This is a genomic window from Paenibacillus sp. EC2-1 (genome assembly GCF_049311625.1).
Taxonomy (GTDB): Bacteria; Bacillota; Bacilli; order Paenibacillales; family Paenibacillaceae; genus Paenibacillus_AQ.
Genome location: NZ_CP186006.1, coordinates 971130 through 993662 on the forward strand (window position 1 = coordinate 971130; position 22533 = coordinate 993662).

General features: G+C 42.3%; 19 protein-coding genes. 14 read left to right on the top strand and 5 right to left on the bottom strand.

The annotated features are described in order from the left end of the window. Nucleotides 1-90 precede the first annotated feature (90 nt). From ACK8P5_RS04640 to ACK8P5_RS04650, 3 genes are read right to left on the bottom strand one after another with little or no spacing between them, the layout of a single operon-like run. The gene (locus ACK8P5_RS04640) at nt 91-798 is read right to left on the bottom strand and encodes a hypothetical protein (protein ID WP_422659815.1); all 708 of its coding nucleotides are present in this window, start codon (nt 796-798) and stop codon (nt 91-93) included. A 47-nt stretch (nt 799-845) separates the two neighbouring features. Next, nucleotides 846-1571, bottom strand: a complete 726-nt coding sequence (locus tag ACK8P5_RS04645) for a hypothetical protein (RefSeq protein ID WP_422659816.1) — start codon at nt 1569-1571, stop codon at nt 846-848. Nucleotides 1572-1588: 17 nt separating this feature from the next. Then, complete coding sequence (locus ACK8P5_RS04650) at nt 1589-2887, bottom strand: SPFH domain-containing protein (protein WP_422659817.1); 1299 nt, start codon at nt 2885-2887, stop codon at nt 1589-1591. A gap of 228 nt (nt 2888-3115) precedes the next feature. Between ACK8P5_RS04650 and ACK8P5_RS04655 the strand changes: the two genes are divergently transcribed. The 7 genes from ACK8P5_RS04655 (at nt 3116) to hisD (ending at nt 11453) form a co-directional block, all read left to right on the top strand. Beyond that, complete coding sequence (locus ACK8P5_RS04655) at nt 3116-3595, top strand: nucleoside deaminase (RefSeq protein ID WP_422659818.1); 480 nt, start codon at nt 3116-3118, stop codon at nt 3593-3595. A gap of 201 nt (nt 3596-3796) precedes the next feature. Further along, nucleotides 3797-4765: a tRNA dihydrouridine synthase gene (locus ACK8P5_RS04660; RefSeq protein WP_422659819.1), complete on the top strand. Its 969-nt coding sequence runs from the start codon at nt 3797-3799 to the stop codon at nt 4763-4765. A 133-nt stretch (nt 4766-4898) separates the two neighbouring features. Then, a complete protein-coding gene (locus tag ACK8P5_RS04665) occupies nt 4899-6059 on the top strand; it encodes a cobalamin-independent methionine synthase II family protein (protein ID WP_422659820.1) in 1161 nt (386 codons plus the stop codon). A 259-nt stretch (nt 6060-6318) separates the two neighbouring features. Continuing rightward, complete coding sequence (locus tag ACK8P5_RS04670; RefSeq protein WP_422659821.1) at nt 6319-7182, top strand: Abi family protein; 864 nt, start codon at nt 6319-6321, stop codon at nt 7180-7182. Between the two features lie 228 nt (nt 7183-7410). Next, a complete protein-coding gene (locus ACK8P5_RS04675; protein ID WP_422659822.1) occupies nt 7411-9057 on the top strand; it encodes a formate--tetrahydrofolate ligase in 1647 nt (548 codons plus the stop codon). A 229-nt stretch (nt 9058-9286) separates the two neighbouring features. Beyond that, nucleotides 9287-9853 carry an SF0329 family protein gene (locus ACK8P5_RS04680; protein WP_422659823.1) on the top strand — a complete coding sequence of 189 codons (567 nt, stop codon included), beginning with the start codon at nt 9287-9289 and terminating at the stop codon, nt 9851-9853. Between the two features lie 298 nt (nt 9854-10151). Further along, nucleotides 10152-11453 (top strand): histidinol dehydrogenase, encoded by a 1302-nt coding sequence (hisD, locus tag ACK8P5_RS04685; protein WP_422659824.1) that lies wholly within the window; start codon nt 10152-10154, stop codon nt 11451-11453. Nucleotides 11454-11467: 14 nt separating this feature from the next. On the opposite strand, the gene ACK8P5_RS04690 is transcribed toward hisD, so the two are convergent. After that, nucleotides 11468-12082 carry a DUF421 domain-containing protein gene (locus tag ACK8P5_RS04690; RefSeq protein WP_422659825.1) on the bottom strand — a complete coding sequence of 205 codons (615 nt, stop codon included), beginning with the start codon at nt 12080-12082 and terminating at the stop codon, nt 11468-11470. Nucleotides 12083-12235: 153 nt separating this feature from the next. On the opposite strand from ACK8P5_RS04690, the gene ACK8P5_RS04695 reads away from it, so the two are divergent. From ACK8P5_RS04695 to ACK8P5_RS04725, 7 genes are all read left to right on the top strand, one after another. Then, nucleotides 12236-13417 carry a DUF4317 domain-containing protein gene (locus ACK8P5_RS04695; RefSeq protein ID WP_422659826.1) on the top strand — a complete coding sequence of 394 codons (1182 nt, stop codon included), beginning with the start codon at nt 12236-12238 and terminating at the stop codon, nt 13415-13417. A gap of 208 nt (nt 13418-13625) precedes the next feature. Continuing rightward, on the top strand, nt 13626-14684 hold the full coding sequence (locus ACK8P5_RS04700; protein ID WP_422659827.1) for a LacI family DNA-binding transcriptional regulator: 1059 nt from the start codon (nt 13626-13628) through the stop codon (nt 14682-14684). A 387-nt stretch (nt 14685-15071) separates the two neighbouring features. Beyond that, entirely contained in the window at nt 15072-16343 is a 1272-nt protein-coding gene (locus ACK8P5_RS04705; RefSeq protein WP_422659828.1) for a Gfo/Idh/MocA family protein, read from the top strand. A gap of 94 nt (nt 16344-16437) precedes the next feature. After that, nucleotides 16438-17415, top strand: coding sequence for an ABC transporter permease (locus ACK8P5_RS04710; protein ID WP_422659829.1), 978 nt, complete (start codon nt 16438-16440; stop codon nt 17413-17415). Nucleotides 17416-17433: 18 nt separating this feature from the next. Next, nucleotides 17434-18309 carry a carbohydrate ABC transporter permease gene (locus tag ACK8P5_RS04715; protein ID WP_422659830.1) on the top strand — a complete coding sequence of 292 codons (876 nt, stop codon included), beginning with the start codon at nt 17434-17436 and terminating at the stop codon, nt 18307-18309. A 61-nt stretch (nt 18310-18370) separates the two neighbouring features. Beyond that, nucleotides 18371-19975 carry an extracellular solute-binding protein gene (locus ACK8P5_RS04720; RefSeq protein WP_422659831.1) on the top strand — a complete coding sequence of 535 codons (1605 nt, stop codon included), beginning with the start codon at nt 18371-18373 and terminating at the stop codon, nt 19973-19975. 138 nt (nt 19976-20113) lie between these two features. Beyond that, the gene (locus ACK8P5_RS04725; RefSeq protein ID WP_422659832.1) at nt 20114-21724 is read left to right on the top strand and encodes an extracellular solute-binding protein; all 1611 of its coding nucleotides are present in this window, start codon (nt 20114-20116) and stop codon (nt 21722-21724) included. A gap of 84 nt (nt 21725-21808) precedes the next feature. Here ACK8P5_RS04725 and deoD read toward each other — a convergent pair whose 3' ends face one another. Further along, the gene (gene deoD, locus ACK8P5_RS04730; protein ID WP_422659833.1) at nt 21809-22519 is read right to left on the bottom strand and encodes a purine-nucleoside phosphorylase; all 711 of its coding nucleotides are present in this window, start codon (nt 22517-22519) and stop codon (nt 21809-21811) included. Between the last annotated feature and the right edge of the window lie 14 nt (nt 22520-22533).

Sequence of the window (22533 nt, forward strand, 5' to 3'; positions counted from 1 at the left end):
TGAAGTGACATCTGGAAAATAAATAAACCGAAGATGCCATCTAACTTCAAGGCATCTTCGGTTATTTTGTTGTGACGCTTAGAAGCAATATTATGCACTAATCACGTTACCACAATAGTCGCATTCCTTCGCATCGTTAGCATTCACAATGATCCTGGCTCCGCAGCTCGGGCATTCCATGGATATAGGTCCGCGCTCCTGATCCTTGCTTATGTCATATTCATAATATTCCTCATCACCGTATTCGTCTTCCTCATCATACGCTTCATGGTACCCTTCAGGCTCAAGTTCGAGAATGCCATTTTGGATTCGGCCGAAGGGCAGCATCTGCTCTGTGATCATAAAATCCAAGTCTCGAATGACGTGGTTGGGAGATTGTTTCGTCTCCACGGCAATATGATCGATCTCACTGATCCCTTTGTTCATTACAAAGTAGAAATACTGGCGTAATAATCGGCTGAATTTGCGATCTGCCCGGCTCCCCATAATGAAACAAAATATAGCTGGTGTTAGGAGTATGATTCCATATAGCCAGATAGACTCCCAGAAAAGTTGAGCATCCTCAGGGACGTTAAAGTCAATAGAAATCACTAAGAGGCCTTCGAGTAAAACATAAGTATAGACCCAGAGCCATCCGATCAATCGGTGATTTCTTCCCCTGCGAGAGTGGTGAACATGAGTCGCTAGTACACGGATTAATAGCATCAAGAGACCGACGGGATATAATATGAAGGTGAGTGTTAAAATAATCTTGTCGAACGTGAAATATTTTGATTTATAAGGTAAATGATCTTCCATCTTTTCGTTCTCCTTGTAATGAATATTCGTATCATTCTAAGCTAAGCTCAGCGCCGTTCGCTTACCGTTCTGTCAATATCTCTGACCAATAGGAAGGCTTCTTGAATTAACCTCGGTCTTTCAGTTGCCGGGACTTCTATAATCAGCTTCATCTGGTCCTCTAGAAGTGAGAATTTCTGTTCTATTAATTGATTAATTTCATCGCTGGGTGCGTTCAATACCGGATCACTGAATTGAAGAGTTTCCTCTAATTCATGGATTTCAGCAAGCAACTCCTTTTGCTGAGGCAGCTCAGGCATCCTCTGGATTTGCTCACGCACAGAGATAGCTCTGTCACTCATTCTTCGCTTGGAGCTCAGTAATTCTGAGTCTTTACGATGCAGAGCCGCAGCATATTGTCCGAAGCGTTCGATGACAACGAATACAACTGCACAGCCTACAAAGGCGACAACATGCACTGCCATATATGAGCTGGGTGACAGCTTGAGTACAGAACCGAACAGCGTGATCTCTAGAATGCAGAAGACCGCATAGAACAAGATGACTAGCCCAGATGCTATACGAAAAGGAAACGGGGGATGCCCATGGCCCTTCCGAATGACCTGAGATATACTCCATAGAACCACAAGCTCCAAGCAGCCTATAGCCATGTCAAATATCCAGTGTTTCGTGCTGCCCCAACCTCTCACCAGTCCTATTACGACTATGGTAATCACGGATATCATAATCAGGAATAGCAGTTTCCAACGTTTAAACCTAGTTCCTGCATTCAAAATGTTGTTCCCCCCATTCAAGACACCGTTGAGCCACATTCTATACAAAACTTCTGTCCTGGTAAGACTTCGTGATGACAGCTTGTACATTTCAGCACATTGCTACTGCCGCAGCTTGGGCAGAATTTAGCCTTGGGATCCAGTAGCTCACCACAACTTTTACAAGGCTTCGGCAGTTCTGATCCACAGGACGAGCATGACTTTGCGTTAAGCGAGTAGTCCTTTCCACAAGTAGGGCAAGGAAGATGCGGATCGCCACAATGTTCGCAGAACTTAGCATGAGGGGGTATCGGATGGCCACAATCGCTGCATATGATAGGTTTTTCTGAAGATGTAGTAAGCATAGATTGTCCACACCCCGAGCAAAATCGTGCATTCTCTGAATTGAGTGTATTGCACTTATCACAAGCTCTCTGCAGAATGGGGGATTCATTGTTATGTGACGCTCTCAAATTTCCGGATATTTGATTTACCGTTTCGTACATCGTGCCTGCCATTCCGATGCCCATGCCAAGTCCTGAACCCATGATGGCTGCGCTACTTCCTGGATTTTTTGCTGCACCCTCTAGCGTGTCAAAGGATCTCTCTTGCTGATAGGTATAGCCGATGATGTCCATTTCTGCTTTTTTAGCTAAAGCCTCTTTGATTCTCATAGCTGCCGGGTCATTGGCAGGAGTATTGATCGAGTCGATATAAAAATTCAGAAGAGATATACCCATTTCCCTGAACGAAGGCGTAATAGCCTCTTGAATATGCTTGGATATTTCTGCGGCATAGGCATTAATTTCAACTACACTGATTTTTTTGTGGATAATGTATGAAGAAATGATTTCATTGATATTAGACATGAGGACGCCGCGGTAATATTTTATTAATGTATCTTGGTCGAATGTTGGGAGTGTACCCACCAGTTTAAGTAAGAATTTACGTGGATCTTCGATCTGAATTCCGAATTGTCCAAAGGCTCTAACGGATACAATAATATTGAATTTCGGGTCCTGCAGTTGTAGAGGAGTGCTTGTCCCCCACTTGATATCCAGTGAACTCAGCTTATTTATAAACCACACCTCTGCGGTAAATGGAGACTTGCCGCCAAAAGGAAGATTAATAATGTTAGAGAGGATTGGAATATTTGCAGTGCTCAATGTATGACGCCCTGCTGAGAAGGAATCCAAAGCTTGTCCTTCTTTGAAGAGAATCACCTCTTGCGATTCTTGAACAATCAATTGGGTCCATGTTCCTAATTCCTGATTCGGGTAACGCCAAGCGAATACGCCAGGAGGTCCGTCATACTTAACTACTTCAATAATAGCCATCCCTTGCACTCCTTTTTCATACGGTACAATCCATCGAATGTATAATAGTTCCAATATACTATCATTGTATACGATTTATAGCCTTTGTTGTTGCATAATTTGGAAAATCGATGCTGACAATCATAGCAGTGTACAAGTAATCGATCTATCGAATTGTTTTGAGAGGTTCGCAGTGATATAAATGATAGATAGAGCAAACCAAGCCAATAAGAAAGGAATGTGAATACCATGATTAATGATTTAGATATGAAGCATCTTAAGCGTTGTATCGAACTTGCAAGGACGGCTCTGGAAGCTGGTGATCAGCCATTCGGTTCTGTCCTTGTCTCAGAGAGCGGCAATGTACTTGTAGAAGATCACAACCATATTGCCGGTGGCGACCATACCCAGCACCCAGAATTCTACTTGGCACGGTGGGCAGCTGAGAATATGTCTCCAGAGGAAAGAAGCAAAGCAACCGTATATACCTCCGGTGAACACTGCCCGATGTGTGCTGCGGCCCACGGCTGGGTTGGCTTGGGACGGATCGTGTATGCTAGTTCTTCGGCCCAATTTGCACAATGGCTGAATGAAATGGGAATACCTGCATCTCGTGTGCGCAATCTTGCGATCCAGGAGGTTATTCGCGATATCACAGTTGATGGTCCTGTTCCCGAGCTTGCAGAGCAGGTTAAGGAGCTTCATCGTAAGTACTACGAGAAGAAATGATAGAGCTACAAAACTTAGAGCGAATCGTTGAAAGCTCCTCAAGACATTGAGGGGCTTTTTTCCTGTAGCTACAAGAAAAAGAAGACTTCGTTTGAAGATGATAAATGAATAAAGCTAGGGTATACTTTAAAATGATTTCGTTTCTCATTTTTAAATGAAGATTTGACGATTTACTTATCATGAGAGGATTTGAATTTATATATGGCAGAAAATTTCTGGGAGCATTTACCAAAACCGTTCTTCGTACTTGCACCGATGGAAGATGTAACTGATGTTGTATTTCGTCATGTGGTAGCTAAAGCAGGTAGACCGGATGTGTTTTTCACGGAGTTCACCAACGCAGAGAGCTATTGTCATCCAGAAGGAATGAAAAGTGTTCGGGGACGCCTATTGTTTACGGAGGATGAACAGCCAATGGTTGCACATATATGGGGAGACCAACCTGAGAATTTCCGCCTGATGAGCAAGGGCCTAGCGGAGATGGGTTTTAAAGGGATTGATATTAACATGGGCTGTCCGGTTCCGAATGTGGCACAAAGAGGGAAAGGCAGCGGGCTAATTCTTCGTCCGGATGTTGCGGCAGAACTTATTCAAGCGGCAAAAGCGGGCGGACTACCGGTCAGTGTGAAAACTCGTCTTGGCTTTAAGGAAGTAGAAGAGTGGAAAGAGTGGTTAGCACATATTTTAAAGCAAGATATCGCGAACCTTTCTATTCATTTACGTACTAGAGATGAAATGAGTCTGGTTGATGCACACTGGGATCTAATTCCGGAGATAAAAGAGTTGCGTGATCAAATTGCGCCAAATACACTGCTTACTATTAACGGTGATATTCTTGACCGTCAAATGGGGATGGAGCTTGCCACAAAATATGGTGTGGATGGCGTGATGATTGGGCGTGGTATTTTTAAAAATCCGTTTGCCTTTGAAAAAGAACCGAGAGAGCATAGTAGTAAAGAGTATCTTGATCTCTTAAGATTGCAGCTTGATCTGCATGATCAGTATATCGAGGCATTACCTCGCTCTGTTTCAGCGCTTCAGCGGTTCTTCAAAATCTATGTCAAAGGATTCCGAGGCGCAGGCGAACTAAGAAATCAATTGATGAATACGAAATCAACGGATGAAATCCGAGCGTTGCTGGATCATTTCGAAGCAAACAATTTTGAATAATATGAAATTAGAAGTTTGCTATAGCTTTTGGCTATAACTAGATATCGATTATAAGTGTTACTTCGATCGGATTCCTTCATGCTAGAATCAAAGCATTACATAAAGAGCTTTGTGACATGGAGGAGGAACTATAATGTGCAATAGATTTCAAATCGTAGGTAGCCTGTTACGTCCGTCGGATTTATTAGAATATAAGCATCAAATTGAACATCGTGATGATATTAACTATCCTTTTTACGATGATTTAAAGGGGTATGAGCAGTCAGAATCCGATGCGATTCAGGCTGTTGTCGATAAAGAAATTGAGAATGAATTGACCATTTTAACAGATGGGGAATTCTCTAAATCCATGTGGCATCTAGACTTTGTTTGGGGATTCCAAGGGGTTAACCGTTATATCGCAGACCATGGATATTTCTTCAGAGATACCGATGGAACTTCGAAATACGAGACTCGAAAAGATATTGGTTTACGCATTACGGATGAATTGAGTGGGAAGAACCATCATTTTATTCATGTATACAAAAAGCTTCAAGCCCTAGCTGGCGACCGTGAAACGAAGCTATGTGTACCATCTCCATCCCATATTTTTGGCGAGTTATCCTGGTCAGATAATATTGGTGGTAAAGATGCCGTGTATAAAGATAAACAGGAGCTTAAACAGGGCCTTGTTAAGGCGTATAAAGAATTTGTAGAGGAGTTCGCTGCGGCTGGAGGGAAAATCCTTCAATTCGATGATTGCTTATGGGAGCTATTTGCAGATGATAACCCGAACTCCCCCTATACAGGCGAGAGTATCAATCAAGAGGAAGTACAGGCTCTAGCTGCTGAATTTATAGATATTAACAATACAGTCATCGATTACGGTCATAGCCTAGGTTTGAAAATGTGGACCCATAACTGCCGTGGTAACTACGATTCCCGTAATATGGGTGGCGGTTCCTATGCCAAAATTGCGAATTTGTTCTTGAAGCAGCTTAAATACGATCGCTTTTTCCTGGAATGGGATGATGATCGTGCAGGTTCTCTTGAGGCACTTGCGGTGTTCAAAGATAAGCCTGACACGGAAATTGTGCTTGGATTATTATCTTCTAAGACGAACACACTTGACGATGAGGAGCGGGTCGTTAGAATGCTGGATGAGGCATCGAAAATTATTGATAAGGATCGATTGTTACTCTCTCATCAGTGTGGTTTTGCGTCCTGTGATGGCGGTAATGAGTTAACGGAAGATGAGCAATGGGCGAAGATTAAGCAAGGACAGCGTATTGCCGAGCAGTATTGGGCTAAGTAATATTTAACTAAATAAAAAGGGGAGTAGATTCCCTTACTGAGACTGTCGAAGGTTCTTGTCGACAGTCTTTTTTTTGTAAGGATATCTATATATTATGTTTGAAGTTGATTCAGGATAAATATGAAATAATGAAAATTTATTATTGTTGACTTAATATACCAGCTATTTTATCATTAAGGTAACAGATCCGGCCCGCGCCTCTCCGATGGAAGCGTAAAGAGGGCCGGACATTTTTTTTATAAAGGTGATTTTTATGACGATGAGTGATGTTGTGTTGAAGCCTCCTACCACATATGAGAAACAAATCGAAATACTTCGCTCCAGGGGCTTAATCATCTCTGATGAAGCCAGTGCACTTTCCGTACTGAAGCGAGTAAACTACTATAGGTTTACTGCTTATGCTTTAACATTCAAACAAAATGATGAGTTTTTCACTAATACAACCTTTGAGCGGATATATAGACATTATGAATTTGATTCTCTTTTAAGGCAGCACTTAATGAAAGTAATTGAATATGTTGAAATATCATTTAGAACACACATCTCTTATACTATTGCTCATAATTACGGTCCTGATGGGTATGAAGATGAAACTATGTTTAATAACAATACTTGGTGTAAGGATTTTAATGAAGAGCTTTGTAGAAACATAGCAAAATCGAAAGATCCATTTGTAATCCATCATATTTCAAAATACTCTGGTAAATTCCCTGTTTGGGTAGCTGTAGAGGTATTAACTTTCAGTTGGCTTTCTAAGCTTTTTAAGAATCTTAAGAGTAAAGATAAAAAAGAAATATCCAAGCATTATAATTTGCGATATGAGGAAATATCAAATTGGTTACACGTGTTAACTATTGTGAGAAATCGTTGTGCTCATTATAGTAGGTTGTTTAATCAAAAATTACCTATAAGCGTAAAATTCAAGAGACAGGACAAGACTAAAGATATTAAAGAAAATCAGTTATATGCTATGATATTTAATTTGAAATATCTTGTAACAGATTCTTCTACTTGGAATACATGGGTGATAGGATTGGAGTCAATAATAGAAGCATACAATGATGTTGACCTCAGACTATTGGGATTCCATGAGGAGTGGAAATTACAGCTTAAGAAGTGTTAATACGTAGACTGATCGATATTTCTAATCTCTCCAAATAAGGAGAGGTTTTTTTCGGTGTATACGATCGAAGAGAGCCCTAATGGAGAATACTATAAGTATCTTTCATCTTCAACATGCATGTACTAAATTCGCCTCATGATCATGAACTTTTGGGAGTGAATTTTTTTATAATATTCTATATAGAGGATTCAGCTTAACAGTAAAAATAGAGAACAAAGCGGAATAGGTATGGAGGCAGATATGAAACCAATCACAGAAGTTGCAGCACAACTAGGTCTTGAAGCAGATCAGCTTGAGCTTTACGGGAAATGGAAAGCGAAGCTTTCCGAGGATGTATGGGACTCTATATCTCAGCGGCCCAATGGCAAGCTTATTCTTGTTACGGCCATGAATCCGACGCCAGCGGGGGAAGGAAAGACGCTCACAACGATCGGACTTACACAGGGACTGAACCGAATTGGACGGACAGCAGCCGCTGCACTACGCGAGCCATCTCTTGGACCGTGCATGGGCATGAAGGGCGGTGCCACAGGCAGTGGCAAAGCGCAGATTGTACCAGCTGAGGATATTAATCTGCATTTTACGGGGGATATTCATGCGATTACATCTGCGCATAATCTACTTGCGGCGCTTATAGATAATCATCTGTTCCAAGGCAATGTGTTACACATTGACCCATCACGTATAGTATGGAAACGAGCGCTTGATATGAATGATCGGCCACTGCGCCAGATTGTGATCGGTATTGGTGACAACAATGGCACAGTGCGTGAAGATGGCTTTCTGATCTCAACGGCTTCAGAAGTGATGGCAGTGCTATGTTTAGCAGCGGATATGGCGGATTTGGAGGAACGGCTCGGCAGAATTGTCGTGGCATATAATATAGATGGGGAGCCGGTGACGGCGAAAGAGCTTCGGGCGGTAGATGCGATGTGTGCCCTACTAAAGGATGCGATCCATCCGAATCTGGTACAGACCATTGAAGGAGATCCGGTATTCGTTCACGGTGGTCCGTTCGCGAACATTGCCCACGGTTGTAGCAGCATACGAGCAACTCGGCATGCGCTCAAGTTAGCCGATTATGTCGTAACGGAAGCGGGTTTTGGTGCTGATCTGGGTGCGGAGAAATTCATGGATATTAAGTGCCGTAAGGGAAATCTGCAACCAGCAGCCGTGGTCATTGTTGCGACCGTACGTGCATTGAAATACAACGGAGGTGTTCCGAAGCAAGAGCTATTGGAGGACAATGCCGATGCGATCCAGTCCGGATTCGTTAATTTGCGTCGTCACATCGAGAATATGCGATTCTTCAACGTCCCAGTCATCGTCGCTATTAATCGCTTTGCGGCGGATACGGAGAAAGAGCTTACGCAGATTAGCGAACTCTGTGCAGAGCTTGGCGTGAAGGCGATTCTATCGGAAGCTTGGGAGCTTGGCGGCGAAGGGTGCCGTGAGTTAGCGCAGGAAGTGGCAGAGCTGGCCGATGGTTCATCGGCAGATGACTTTGAGCTGCTATACCCTGATGATATGCCACTAGTCGAGAAAATTGAGACGATCGTTACACGTATCTATCGTGGAGCTGGGGTTAGATACCGCCCGGCTGCGAAGCGAGCACTTCAGGAACTGGAACGCCTTGGTGTGCAGGATCTTCCGATCTGTATGGCGAAAACGCCCTATTCATTTACAGACCGACCGACTGTGCTCGGGGCTCCAGAGCAGTTCACCATTGAGGTGCAGGATGTCCGCTGGTCGGCAGGTGCTGGATTCGTTGTTGTATTAACAGGGAAGGTCGTCACAATGCCGGGACTACCTGCGGAACCAGCTGCATGGCGCATACGGCTGGATGAGGCAGGACATATTGAAGGCTTGAGCTGATTATGCAGTACAGAGAGATGAAGGACGTTAACGAATTATTGGATACAACGGTGAATGAATAAGACGTGATATAATCGAGGAAGGGATTATGGATGAGGGGATTTCCGATCCATTAATTCCTTCCTCTATTTTATAGGGTAGTATTTAAAGGTGTTAAAGTCGAAAAAAAAACGAACCTACCTGACAGTCACATATCTTATAGTCAGGCCTAGAGAACATAGGAGGATATATGTCCTGGAGTAAATTGAAGCAACAGTTGGAGAGTTTTCTCTGTCCTGCGCTCATCGGAAGAGTAGAATACCGAGCAACGGGTTATCGGTATGTACCGGATAAAGCGGGACTTTGTTATATTTCAGTAGATAAAAAGAACATACTCAATATGAACGATAAATCTAGCGTGATCAAATGGTATCAGACGGAGCTCGAAATTAAGAATGATCCAGAATTCCAGATTCCAATCAGCGAAGAAGAAATTGAAGCGGTCAGAAAAGATACGAAGGGGCCTGTCCCGGAGGATCGCCTAGTAGTCATTGCGAGAAACAGGAAAATAACAGAATGTGCAAAGGAACTATTGTCAGCACAGGCTGCATTAAGCAAGTCGAATTTCATTGTGGTGGCTAACAAGTTTTTATCTACATCCATAGATGAGAGTATCGAAAGCGACGATATCTTATTGAACATTCTAGCATTGGTTGATCGTCGTGTTGGTAAGAAGCGAATCTTAAACATGAGCGAGAAGATGAAGTTAAAGCATCCAGCAGTACAGTATTTTTATGAACTACGTCGTAGTATATGATGAAATGTTAGGTTAACGAATGGAAAGTATTTACAAAGTATGAACTCCAACTTATAATAAGTCCAAGTGTGGTTGAGGAGGTTGTTCTTATGATCGGTTGTGTAGTCATGCTTCCTAAATCCTATAGCCATCATCATCGTTAGGCGTTTGTATTACGGATTTTCTCCGTAGGTACAAGCGCTTATTGGCGTTATACCTACGGACTTGAATGATAAGAGTCATGTGGGTATTTTTATCCACGTGGCTCTTTTTTTGCTTATATCTAACACTGGAGGTAAAGATGATGCGAAGCCAAAGTATGATTTACACCATCCCAGAACAGAATGAAATCATTAAAGAACGGTTCAAAACACACAAAACATTGTTCAACAGGGATGTTCTAGATGGGGTTTTATCGATCTTTGATGAGGTTGCAAGTCACGGCGATGATGGGATTAGAAGTCTCACCAAGAAATACGACGATGCTGTATTGGATGAACTGATGCTATCAAATGAATACATTCAGAATAGCATTTCTTCACTGTCACCATCCTTTCGAATTGCTATAGAACAAGCGATTAACAATGTGCAGGATGCTAACTTAGCGATGTTGCCGAAATCCTGGGAGAAGGAGATAAGGCCTGGAACCGTGATCGGTGAAAGCATAAGTCCGTTAGAGTCTGTCGGTATATGGATACCTGCAAGAAAAGGTCCGCTAATCTCGACTGCCATCATGTTGGTCGTAGCTGCGAAAGTAGCAGGTGTTAGACAAATCGTTGTGGGGATGCCTCCGTTACCTGACGGAACTGGAGATCCGGGAACAGTCGCTGCCGCAAGACTTGCTGGTGCTGATCAATTCGTCGTAGGCAATGGGGTAGCCATCATAGCAGGATTCGCGCAAGGAACTGCTTCCATTCCTGAGGTTGATGGGATCTTTGGCCCTGGACCTGGAGGAATTGCAGCAGCCATGAGTGTTGCAATGACCTATGGGAAGAAGAGTGTGCTAGGTATTGGTCCCACAGAGTGTGTGATATTTGCAGATGAAACGGCTGATCCATTAAAGGTGGCATATGATCTCATCAATGAAGGGGAGCATGGTCCAGATTCTTCTTCTATACTGGTCACCACATCGGGAAGCCTTGCGCGAAAAGTCGAAGAGCTTCTATGGAGATGTATTGATGAGGTTGAGGGCGTGCGAAGATTATATTTAGAGAATGTCTTCGGTCCTCAAGGTAAGGGGGCAATCGTTGTTGCCTCAAGCGTGGATAAAGCTTGTGCGTTTATCAATTGGTTCGCTCCAGAACATGTCATGGTCGTGTGTGAGCATGATATTGAGGATCACGTGTTGACCCAGATACAACATGCAGGTGAAATTCTTATCGGTGAATACACCCCTTTTTCGGCGGCTAACTACGGGATCGGAATTACAGCCGTATTGCCGACCAACCATTTTGCTAGAGCCTTCTCGGGCATCACATCTAAGGATATGGTGAAGTATTCAACGATCGGAAGACTCAGTAGGGAAGCATTACAAGAGATTTATCCAATGATTAAAGAAATGGGTACATATGAGCAATTACCAGGTCACGTCAAAGCGGCTGATATTAGGCTTTTTGAATAGTCGTTCTATTCATTTTATTGAAGCTTCTTATCTTCTACATGCTCTTTACCTACTTTGATTTCATCAAATAAATTGATGCGATCTGATTCTGATTCTGAGTTGGAAGTATACACGGGACCATCTGTATGATTTATGTACTTGGTAAATAACTGTTCTAGCTGTTGGAGGGTAACTGGTTTCGCGGAATCCCGCAGTTCGTAACCGAGTTGACCATTGGATTCGATCGTAGCTGTCTTGATATCTTTCAGATTCGAAATGCCCTGTTGTCTCAGTTTCATCTCAAGACCATCAACGGTTAATCTTAATTTTTTTAAATTACCGACTACAAGTTGTCCATCTTCGATCACAATAATAGCGGGTCCTGTAATAAGCTTCTCAAAAAAGTTCCACTTCACTTGTATATATTCAACAAAGATCAGAACAGAAATAAAGATTACAGCTGCGATTAGAGTAAGAAATATATTTTCTTCAGCAATAGGCTGAACAATAATAGTACCAATTGAAATCATTGCTATGGTCGTAGGTACCGTCATTTGTGAAATGGATTTTCGACCGGACAAACGAAGAATTAGCATTCCAAATATGACCAAGCTTAGCGATTTCCATATTTCGTTCCAAAAATCATTCATATCTACAACTCCTTCACGTTCATTCAACACATGTATCTTTTGTTTTATTTGCTTAGGTTATTCCAATCTAGGAAGTACTCTTTCTAGAGAAAGTTTGATATTTCGTATATACTGATAAGGCCAATTTACTTTCTAGGAGTTGTGTATAGAACGATGAACAAGAAAGAAGTCGCACATATACGTAAGCAGTTTAAGCTGGATAATGATCTAATGAATATTTACGATATTCTGAATGTGTACATCATGAAAGAAACGAACGAAATCTATCACTGGGAGCGGCATCCCTTTGAATTAGTGGATAGAGAGAAGCAAGACTTATACATGGGGAATTTCAAAAAACTATTGACCGGGGAATTGGATCATAAGCTATTTGAACTAAAGTTTCTGCAGGAAACAGAAGATCCTACGCAGGTACTCCTTCACCAAGGGTTGTTGACTGGTGATCCCGAGGAATGGACGGATCTGATGTTGCTACTAGTGGAGAAAATGCTGGTGGATACCAGATATGAGCGGGATACCGTAGTTACGTTTATTCGAGGCCAGTATTATCGGCCGACCAAGGCAAGGAATGAAGATACCGAGGAGAGCGTGAAGGATGAAGTGTTCGGGCACCCGTTCATTTTATGCAGTGTGAACTCTACAGAGAAGCAGCGCAAGGCTCTCTTGTTTGATTATGTGGAGCGGGAATATAAGTACAATGTCATTGTAGATCCGATTATTAAGCTGAGTACACCGGAGCAAGGCTTCTTTTATCCTAGCGTAACTGACAATTATTCAGACGTGAACCGAGTTCTATATTGTACAGGGAAATCGAATGATCCGAATCCTCATTTCATCGAACAAGTCTTGACGGCCGAGAGGAACATGACGGCACTAGAAGAGAGAGCGATCTTTGAAGATATTGTGAGAGAAGTGGCGGGCGAGCAGGTGGACGCAGCTATCATCGGGCATGTGTATGAGGAGATTCACCAGATTATTGAGAGTAACCAAGAGGAGGAAGAACCTCCGAAGCTTGACTATAAAGATGTAGAGCGTGTGTTGACTGTAAGTGGTATAGAGAACGTGACACCGGAAAAAGTGGAACGAGCGTTTGAGACGATTGTCGATGATAAGAACTATGAGCTGAAAGCGAATAGTGTCATGCCGAAATTCACGACCAAATCGATCAAGATCGATACCAAAGTAGCTACCATTTCGGTCAGCCCGCAGGATTTAAAGTATGTGAGACAAGTCAGTTTCCAAGGCAAACGATGTATTATGATTGAAGTCGACGAAGATGCCGTCATTGAGGGCTTTACGCTCAGTACAGAGACACTATTGGAAAAAGCGGATTAAGGCGAGAGTAGCCTTTGGTCCTTATATAGCACCGAGACATACAATAAGTCCCCCATAAATAGCTTTTTTAGCTATCAATGGGGACTTTTTTTATGATATGGGGAGGATATTGAATTAATATTCTTGTTTAGAAATCTTTGGGAAAATGATATGATCAAAACGTACAATATATTTGGCGCCAAATTGGCTAAGGGGAATGGTGGAAAAAGTGACAAAGCTTAAAGATATAGCTGAGAAAGTAGGAGTGTCTATATCTACGGTCTCACGGGCAATCAGCAATGATAAAAACCGCCCGGTAAATGAACATACGAAACAAAAAATATACGAAGCGGCCATTGAACTGGGGTACTCTTTCAAAGAAAAAATTAGCCCGGTTATTCATGATAATGATACGTCATTGAAGCAGATTGCTTGTATTGTTCCTCGGCAACTCTTAGGAGACCACCCTTACTTTTCTGAAGTGTTGGCGGGATTTCATGATCAAATCAATGAATTGAAGAAGTTGCAAGCCATCATCCGTACTTCGGATGAAATTACAGGATCCGATGGAATCAGGGCACTCATCCAAGAATCGGGTGTTCAAGGGATCGTTGCGATCAGTTGGTATGATAAAGAGCTGTTTGAGCTTCTCGAGCATATGGATATTCCAGTGGTGGGAGTTAGTTTTAATGACGAAGAACTCTCAATACCTGTCGTAGATTGTGATCGAATTTATTCTTCTAGGGTAGCTGTCAGACATTTGATAGAGCAAGGGCATTCCAAAATTGGATTTATTGGTGGTCCCCCACATTCAGAATGTATGGACAATGAAGAGCGTTATATGGGGTATAAGTTTGCCATGCTTGAAAATAACTTTCCCTTACCCAAAGAATGGATTATTAATACCCATTGGAATTTAGACAACAGCTATAGCATGCTGTCCGAGTTGCTATTAACCCACCCTAAAGAGGAGTGGCCGACCGCGTTCTTTTGTGCGAGTGATATGATGGCTATTTCTGCGATGAGAGCTGTTGTGGAAAAGGGAGGCCAAATTCCGCAAGATATCGCCTTTGTTGGAATGGATGATATTACGGTTGCACAGTATACCAGTCCTCCACTTACTTCGGTGCGTGTTCCTAAATATGAAATTGGAAGAGGGGCCGCACAGTTTATGGCTAACTATTTAGACGGTCAGTATTCATTTTTGCCCAAAGTTTTGCTGCCCTGTGATCTGATTGTGAGAGAATCATCTACGTATAATCGAAGATTATATAACTCGGTGAGTTAAGCGAATAAGGATAAGGGAGAACCTGATGTCGATACAATGACATCAGGTTTTTTGTATCCAAAATACAATAAATAAAATCACATTCGATCCAAATATCCAAAAAATATTCTTGACACACCAAATATGGCTATATTATCATGAATGAAATCCAACTTGTTTGGAAAAAAATCCAAATAATACGAAAGGTATAGGAAATAACATAAATTATTATTTTTCTCTTCTCAATTATAACAGCGTTTACATTACTTGATAGAAGCCACCTCTGTATATACTCCTCTTGATACTACATCCTAACTTTTCTCAAGACGCTGGTAACCAAACTCTTATCCAAAAAAATAAATACGAACTGAGTCCCAACAAGAAACATCTAGAAAGGCAGGAAGACACATGAAGAAATTGTCAGCTGTTCTTATTGGAGCGGGAGACAGGGGAGCGCGTGCATATGCTCCATTTGCACTTAAGAATCCGCATGAGCTTAAGATTGTAGCCGTTGCAGATCCGAACGCGGATCGAAGGCACAAAGTTATGAAGGAGCACGAAATTGCTGCCGACAACGGTTATGAATCGTGGGAAGCACTACTGGAGGGTAATCAAAAGGCAGACATTGCGATTATCTGTACGATGGATCGAATGCATCTCGGGCCAACAATCGCAGCATTAAAGGCGGGCTATCATGTTCTGCTTGAAAAACCGATGTCTCCAGATCCGCTTGAGTGTATCGAAATGGAACGGACAGCGAGAGAGCACAACAGACTCTTAACGATTTGCCACGTATTACGTTATACCGAGTTCTGGTCAAATGTTAAGAAGATCATTGAAACTGGACAGATCGGGGAAGTCGTTTCGGTTCAATTAAATGAAAATGTTGAGTTTATGCACATGTCACACAGCTTTGTTCGCGGGAACTGGAAGAACAAGGAGCAATCAAGTCCGATGATTTTGCAGAAGTCTTGTCATGATATGGATATTCTCTCCTGGATTATTGATAAACCTTGCTTACGAGTGAGTTCATACGGTTCACTAATGCATTTTAACGAGAGTAACGCTCCCCTAGGTGCGCCAGAACGCTGCCTTGATGGGTGTCCAGCGGAGAATGATTGTCCATTTCATGCCGGTCGATATTATCTTGGAGAAGGTAAAGGCTGGGCGAGGAAATTCACCGAGGATCATACGAACGAAGGGATTATTTCTGCACTGGAAACAACGGACTACGGGAAATGTGTTTACAGATCGGATAATAATGTCGTTGACCATCAAGTCGTTAACATGGAATTCGAAGGCGGGGCTACAGCCACATTCAGTATGTGTGGTTTTACAAGAGAACAGACAAGAATTGTGCAGATTATGGGGACCAAAGGTGAAATTCGCGGGAACATGGACGACAATTCAATTTCTCTGTTTAACTTCTTGACCAAGCATGAATCGATTCTACGTCTATCTGAGCCTGTTGGTGGACATGGTGGTGGAGATGCGAAAATCGTTAGAAGCTTTTTGAATGAAGTAAGAAGTTACGGTGAAGGAGTCGCAAGTTTGTCTTCGGCAAGCGTATCTTTACGAAGTCACTTAATGGCTTTTGCAGCAGAAGAGTCTCGTATGCACAAGGGTAAGTCGATTGAACTGGATGAGTTCTACCGGGAAATCGCGTTGACAAGGGTTTGAGTTTTGAGAATAATCTTAAAGCTCATAGAGTCCAAAGTGTAAGAAGCAGTGAAGAGCAATCTCCAGAATGATGTATAAGGAAGTGAAATCGTAGATGAGTGAGTTAACACAGATTGAATCTAACAAACTGGATCCTAATCAAGTTCACATTCAACCTTCCCGCAACAAAAAGAATAAACTGAGAAATTTATGGAGCGAGCGTTATCTATTCCTGCTATTGCTTCCAGGCCTTGTCTATTTCATTGTTTATCGCTATCTACCGATGGCGGGAAACATCATAGCTTTTCAAGACTTCAGTCCCTTTCAAGGGTTTCTGAAGAGCGACTGGGTCGGATTGAAGCATTTTAGTACCATTTTTGAAGATAAAGAAGTCGTGCGCGTATTATGGAATACTTTATATTTATCTTTCCTTCAGATTCTCTTTGCCTTCCCAGTTTCGATAATACTGGCCTTGATGCTGAATGAATTGCGGAGTAATACACTCAAGAGAGTTGTGCAATCCATCGTGTATCTACCGCATTTCTTATCCTGGGTTATTATCGTGGGAATTTCGACTGTTCTTTTGAAGTACAACGGGATCCTTAATGGATTTCTTGGTAGCGTTTTCAACATGGAGCCTATCGCTTTTTTACAGGACCCTAATTGGTTTATGCCTTTAATTGTACTTCAAGTTATTTGGAAGGAATCAGGCTGGGGAACGATTATCTTCCTTGCTGCTCTTTCCGGAATCAATCCAAGTTTATATGAAGCTGCAGCAGTTGACGGGGCAACGCGTCTAAAACAAATATGGCATATCACACTGCCAGCTCTGAGAGCCACGATCGTTATCTTGTTAATCTTGAGACTCGGAAGTGTGCTCGATGTTGGATTCGAACAAATCTATCTCATGTTAACCCCATTCACAATGGAAGTTGGTAATGTTCTAGATACCTTTGTCTACTTCAAGGGGATTCAGGATTCCGACTTTAGCTTTGCTACAGCAGTAGGATTGTTTAAATCCGTTATTGGATTCATTTTGATCGTTGGAGCGAACCGGTTGTCGAAGCGGTTTGGCGGTGACGGAATCTACTAGAGGAAAGAGGGGAAACCTGTGCTCCAAAACACAAAAACGGACAAGTTACTTGATATTTTCAATATTGTTCTCTTGACATTCATTGCACTTGCGATGCTCTTCCCGTTCTATTATATGTTTGTTGTGTCTTTTGCTAGTTATGAAGATTATGTAGTATCTGAATTTCTTTTGTGGCCTAAAAAATGGGTACTTGATGCTTATGAATTCATTCTGTCCTCCAAAGAATTTATGCGATCGATTGGGGTGACGGTCTATGTAACGATTGTAGGTACAATTGTCAGTCTACTCGTCACAGCCATGATGGCGTATGCATTGTCAAGAAAGATAACAGGTCAAAAAGTATATATGTTCATGGTGCTGTTTACGTTCGTATTTAGCGCAGGTATGATTCCTTCCTACATGATTGTTCAGGAAACCGGTTTGATGGATTCCCTGTGGGCTTTGATCATTCCGGGAGCTGTTAGTTCTTTCAACCTGATTGTCATGCGGCAATTTTTCGTGAATGTTCCTTATGATTTAACAGAAGCCTCTATCATTGATGGCGCCAATGATCTTCAAATATTCGGGAGAATTATTCTTCCGTTATCGAAACCTGCATTAGCTGCATTTGGATTATTTTATGCGGTGGGGTTATGGAATTCATATTTCAATGCCCTGCTGTATTTAAATGATCCGGCAAAATGGACCTTGCAGGTCATTCTGAGACAAATGATTATCCTAAACCAAGGTAATCTTGTGGATCCTGGGACCCAAGCTGGTTTTGTAAATCCACCTCCAGCAGAAACGATTGGTATGGCGGCTGTGCTTGTGGCGACAGTTCCAATATTGATCGTATATCCATTCCTGCAAAAGCATTTTGCGAAGGGAGTGATGCTAGGTTCTGTAAAGGGATAGAGCATTATACTTCATAATTATTCGCGTTAGCTGTTTTGAAAAAATGAAGGGGGATCATAACATGAAGAAAAAGTATATGATGCTAACTTTGGCAGCAGTTCTGGCTACTGGGGTATTAAGTGGATGTACATCGAAAGGTGAGCAAGGTGCTTCAGGCGGAGACAAAGATTCAGCTACTGGAGATAAACCAATGGCAGTTACTTGGTTTGATGGAACTTGGTCATCTCCTGTTCCAGAGCTTAATAATGAAGCGAATAAGAAGCTTAATGAAAAGTTCAATATTGAGTTCAAAGCTCAATATATTCCATTCGATTTATATACAGATAAACTTACCGTAAAGATGGCTTCAGGGGATATCCCGGATGTTATTGGTACGGAAGGTGCTGATGCGAACTATGTAAAGTGGGCAAGACAAGGCGCATTTTTACCTCTAAATGATTATGTCGATAAGTATGAAACTTTTAAAGCTATCCCTCAATCCGTATGGGATACAGTAAGCGTTGACGGGAAAATCTACGGCATCCCGCTTTATTTCCCTGCAAGTGGAGGGAAGAAGCCGGTGATTCGTAAGGATTGGCTAGATAAGCTAGGTCTTGAAATGCCGACAAATTTCGAAGAGTTAAAAGAAGTTGCAATTGCGTTCGCTACGCAAGACCCTGATGGAAATGGGAAAAATGATACCATTGGATTAGGTTTAGCAAAAGGTATTGTGTATGACCCATCCTTCGGGTCGTACTGGGCTAACACTTGGTATCATAAGAACAGTGAAGGCCAACTCATTCCAGGACAAATCTCACCAGGCTCCAAAGAGAAGGTCACAGCAATCAATGAATTATATCAAGCTGGGGCAATGGATAAAGACTGGACGACCAAGCCGTACAATGATGTGTTTAAGGACTTCAACGCAGGTAAAGTGGGGATTTGGTACGAACAGGTAGGAACGAATAAAGGAGCACAGGCTGGAAATCTAGATATTCCAACATTGAAGAAAAATGTTCCGGGTGCAGAAGTTGTCTCCATGCCAGCATTTACGGCTCCGGATGGAACGAAGGGATACGTTGCCGGTTCAGGTTATTATCGAATTTGGATGCTCAGCTCCGCTCTGAAGAAGGATGAGCAGAAGGTAAACAAAATCCTAGAGGTAATGGATTACATGGAACAATATGTTCCAGCAAAAGATCAAAACCCTAGTAATGAATACTATGACTGGACATATGGCGGAGAAGGAAAAGGCTACAAAATGGTCGATGGTGTACCAGAACCGACGGAAGAATTCACGAAGTATGCTCCAATGGCTCTTTTCAATGAGAAGCTCGGTGGCTGGGCTGCTGGAGACGAATCGATGAGAGCTTATGAAGTTCAATCCAAAGATCCAGAATCCAAAGCATTTAACAAAGACATGGTTGGAATGCTCGAAAACTCCGATTTCTTCATTAGTCCGGTTGGTCGGGTCCATTCTTCCGTGTATTATTCAAAAATCAATGCATTGAATGAATTTGCAACCAATGAAATGACTAAATTTATGGTAGGCCAGCGTCCAATTGCAGATTGGGATAAATATGTTAATGAATATTTGGCTAAGGGTGGCAAAGAGGTTATTGATGATGTAAACAAGCTGCTGAGTGAGGCAGGTATTGAAGGTGAGTGGAAAAAAGCGGGACAATAAATAGAATAATCGCTGTTATCATTTGAATTGTTAATTAGCTAAGTAGCCAGTCATCCGGTAATCAATCAGGTGACTGGCTTTTTCGTTTTGTTGAATACGAATGATAGCAGTATCCTTAAAATGAAGAGGGGGATTATGATGAAGAAAAAGGTTACGATGCTGACTTTGGCAGCAGTTTTGGCTACTGGGGTACTTAGTGGATGTACATCTAAAGGTGAACAAGCACCTTCGTCTTCAGGAGGAGATAAGGCTTCAGCTAGTGGAGATAAAGCGATGACGATTACTTGGTTTAATGGGACCTGGGCAAATCCTGTCCCAGAGCCTAATAATGAAGCGAACAAGAAGATCAATGAGAAGTTTAATGTTACGTTCAAGCCTCAATATATCCCGTATGACTTATATACAGATAAGCTTACCGTAAAGATGGCTTCAGGGGATATCCCTGATGTCATTGGTACAGAAGGGGCGGATGCGAATTTTGTGAAGTGGGCAAGACAAGGCGCATTTTTACCTCTAAACGATTATGTTGATCAGATCGAGTCTTTTAAAGCTATTCCTGATTCCGTATGGGATGTAGTACGTATCGAAGGGCAAATTTACGGTATCCCCCACTATTTCCCTGCAAGCGGAGGGAAGAAACCGATTATCCGAAAGGATTGGTTAGATAAACTAGGACTTGAAGTTCCAACAAACTTTGAAGAGTTAAAAGAAGTCGCAATTGCTTTCGCCACACAGGATCCAGATGGAAACGGGAAAGATGATACCATCGGATTGGGACTTGCGAAAGGCATTGTTTACGACCCATCCTTTGGAGCGTACTGGAGCAACACTTGGTATCATAAGGACAGTGAAGGCCAACTCATTCCAGGACAAATCTCACCAGGCGCGAAAGAAAAGGTCACCGCAATCAATGAGCTGTTTAAAGCGGGGGCAATGGATAAAGACTGGACCAACAAGCCATATAATGACGTATTTAAAGATTTTAACGCTGGCAAGGTTGGGATTTGGTACGAACAGGTAGGAATTGATAAAGGAGCGCAGGCTGGAAATCTAGATATTCCAACATTAAAGAAAAACGTTCCGGATGCTGAAGTTGTCTCCATGCCTGCATTTACGGCGCCAGATGGAACGAAAGGTTATGTTGCGGGTTCAGGATATTATGGCGTTTGGATGCTCAGCGCTACTTTAAAGAAGGATGAGCAAAAGGTTAAAAAAATACTTGAGATGATGGAGTATATCGAACAATATGTACCTGCAGAAGATCAGAATCCTAGCAATGAGTACTATGACTGGGCAAACGGTGGTGAAGGAAAAGGCTACACGATGGTCGATGGTGTACCAGAACCGACAGCAGAATACACGAAGTACGCTCCAAAGGCCCTTTTCAGTGGCGATTTAGGCGGATGGGTTGTAGGAGATGAATCGATGAGAGACTATGAAATTAAAACCAAAACACCGGAATCTAAGGCCTTTAACAAGGACATGGTAGGAATGCTCGAAAACTCCGATTTCTACATCAGTCCGGTTGGAAGGATTCATTCATCGGTTTACAACTCTAAAATCTCTGCATTAAATGAATTTGCTACCAATGAGTTAACGAAAATGATGGTTGGCCAGCGTCCAATTTCCGATTGGGATAAATATGTTGATGAATATATAGCTAAGGGTGGCAAAGAGGTTGTTGATGATGTAAACAAGCTGCTGGGTGAGGCAGGTATTCAAGGTGAGTGGAAAAAAGCGGGTCAATAATTAGAACAATCTCAGTTATCATGTGAATTCAAAAAAACCTTGAGGGAGCAGTTTCTGACCCTTCAAGGTTTTTCATATTTCTAACTATTCATTGATCAGCGTCTCGAGCGCTACAGTAATCATGTCATTGAATGTGGTTTGACGCTCTTCCGCTGTTGTTTCTTCCCCTGTGATCACATGGTCGCTTACGGTCATGATACTTAATACATCAATGTTGTATTTAGCGCCAAGTGTGTAAAGAGCAGATGTCTCCATGTCTACACCGAGCACACCGTAATCAGCCAGTTTGTGGATCATCGTTTCATCATCTTCATAGAAGGAATCGCCAGTAAATACGTTACCTACATGCACTTTCAAGCCTTCATTCTGTTTGGATAGACGATAAGCACGCTCCAGAAGCGTAAAGCTTGCATTTGGTGCATAGTTGATCTGTGGGAAGATGATGTTTTGCATCTTGGAGTCATTCGTAGCCGCCATGGCCATGATGATGTCGCGGATTTTCACTTCCCGCTTCATCGCACCGATGGTTCCGATCCGGATAATGTTTTTCACACCATAATCTTTAATTAGCTCAGTAGCATATATGCTCATGGAAGGCGCGCCCATCCCGGAGGACTGGATCGAAATCTTATGTCCTTTATAGGTGCCTGTATAGCCATACATTCCGCGAACGGTATTATGACACTCTACATTTTCAAGAAAGGTATCCGCAATATATTTCGCGCGCAGTGGATCTCCTGGCATCAATACTTTATCAGATAGTTGACCTTCTTTGGCATTCAAGTGGATACTCATAATAAGGGTTACCT

Bases quoted from the DNA above. Each gene is read 5' to 3' on its own strand.
- ACK8P5_RS04710 (WP_422659829.1), top strand. From the start codon at position 16,438: ATGAGTGAGTTAACACAGATTGAATCTAACAAACTGGATCCTAATCAA.
- ACK8P5_RS04705 (WP_422659828.1), top strand. From the start codon at position 15,072: ATGAAGAAATTGTCAGCTGTTCTTATTGGAGCGGGAGACAGGGGAGCG.
- ACK8P5_RS04695 (WP_422659826.1), top strand. From the start codon at position 12,236: ATGAACAAGAAAGAAGTCGCACATATACGTAAGCAGTTTAAGCTGGAT.
- ACK8P5_RS04680 (WP_422659823.1), top strand. From the start codon at position 9,287: ATGTCCTGGAGTAAATTGAAGCAACAGTTGGAGAGTTTTCTCTGTCCT.
- ACK8P5_RS04690 (WP_422659825.1), bottom strand. From the start codon at position 12,082: ATGAATGATTTTTGGAACGAAATATGGAAATCGCTAAGCTTGGTCATA.
- ACK8P5_RS04660 (WP_422659819.1), top strand. From the start codon at position 3,797: ATGGCAGAAAATTTCTGGGAGCATTTACCAAAACCGTTCTTCGTACTT.
- ACK8P5_RS04650 (WP_422659817.1), bottom strand. From the start codon at position 2,887: ATGGCTATTATTGAAGTAGTTAAGTATGACGGACCTCCTGGCGTATTC.
- ACK8P5_RS04675 (WP_422659822.1), top strand. From the start codon at position 7,411: ATGGAGGCAGATATGAAACCAATCACAGAAGTTGCAGCACAACTAGGT.
- ACK8P5_RS04655 (WP_422659818.1), top strand. From the start codon at position 3,116: ATGATTAATGATTTAGATATGAAGCATCTTAAGCGTTGTATCGAACTT.
- ACK8P5_RS04725 (WP_422659832.1), top strand. From the start codon at position 20,114: ATGAAGAAAAAGGTTACGATGCTGACTTTGGCAGCAGTTTTGGCTACT.
- deoD (WP_422659833.1), bottom strand. From the start codon at position 22,519: ATGAGTATCCACTTGAATGCCAAAGAAGGTCAACTATCTGATAAAGTA.
- ACK8P5_RS04640 (WP_422659815.1), bottom strand. From the start codon at position 798: ATGGAAGATCATTTACCTTATAAATCAAAATATTTCACGTTCGACAAG.
- ACK8P5_RS04720 (WP_422659831.1), top strand. From the start codon at position 18,371: ATGAAGAAAAAGTATATGATGCTAACTTTGGCAGCAGTTCTGGCTACT.
- ACK8P5_RS04670 (WP_422659821.1), top strand. From the start codon at position 6,319: ATGAGTGATGTTGTGTTGAAGCCTCCTACCACATATGAGAAACAAATC.
- hisD (WP_422659824.1), top strand. From the start codon at position 10,152: ATGATTTACACCATCCCAGAACAGAATGAAATCATTAAAGAACGGTTC.
- ACK8P5_RS04665 (WP_422659820.1), top strand. From the start codon at position 4,899: ATGTGCAATAGATTTCAAATCGTAGGTAGCCTGTTACGTCCGTCGGAT.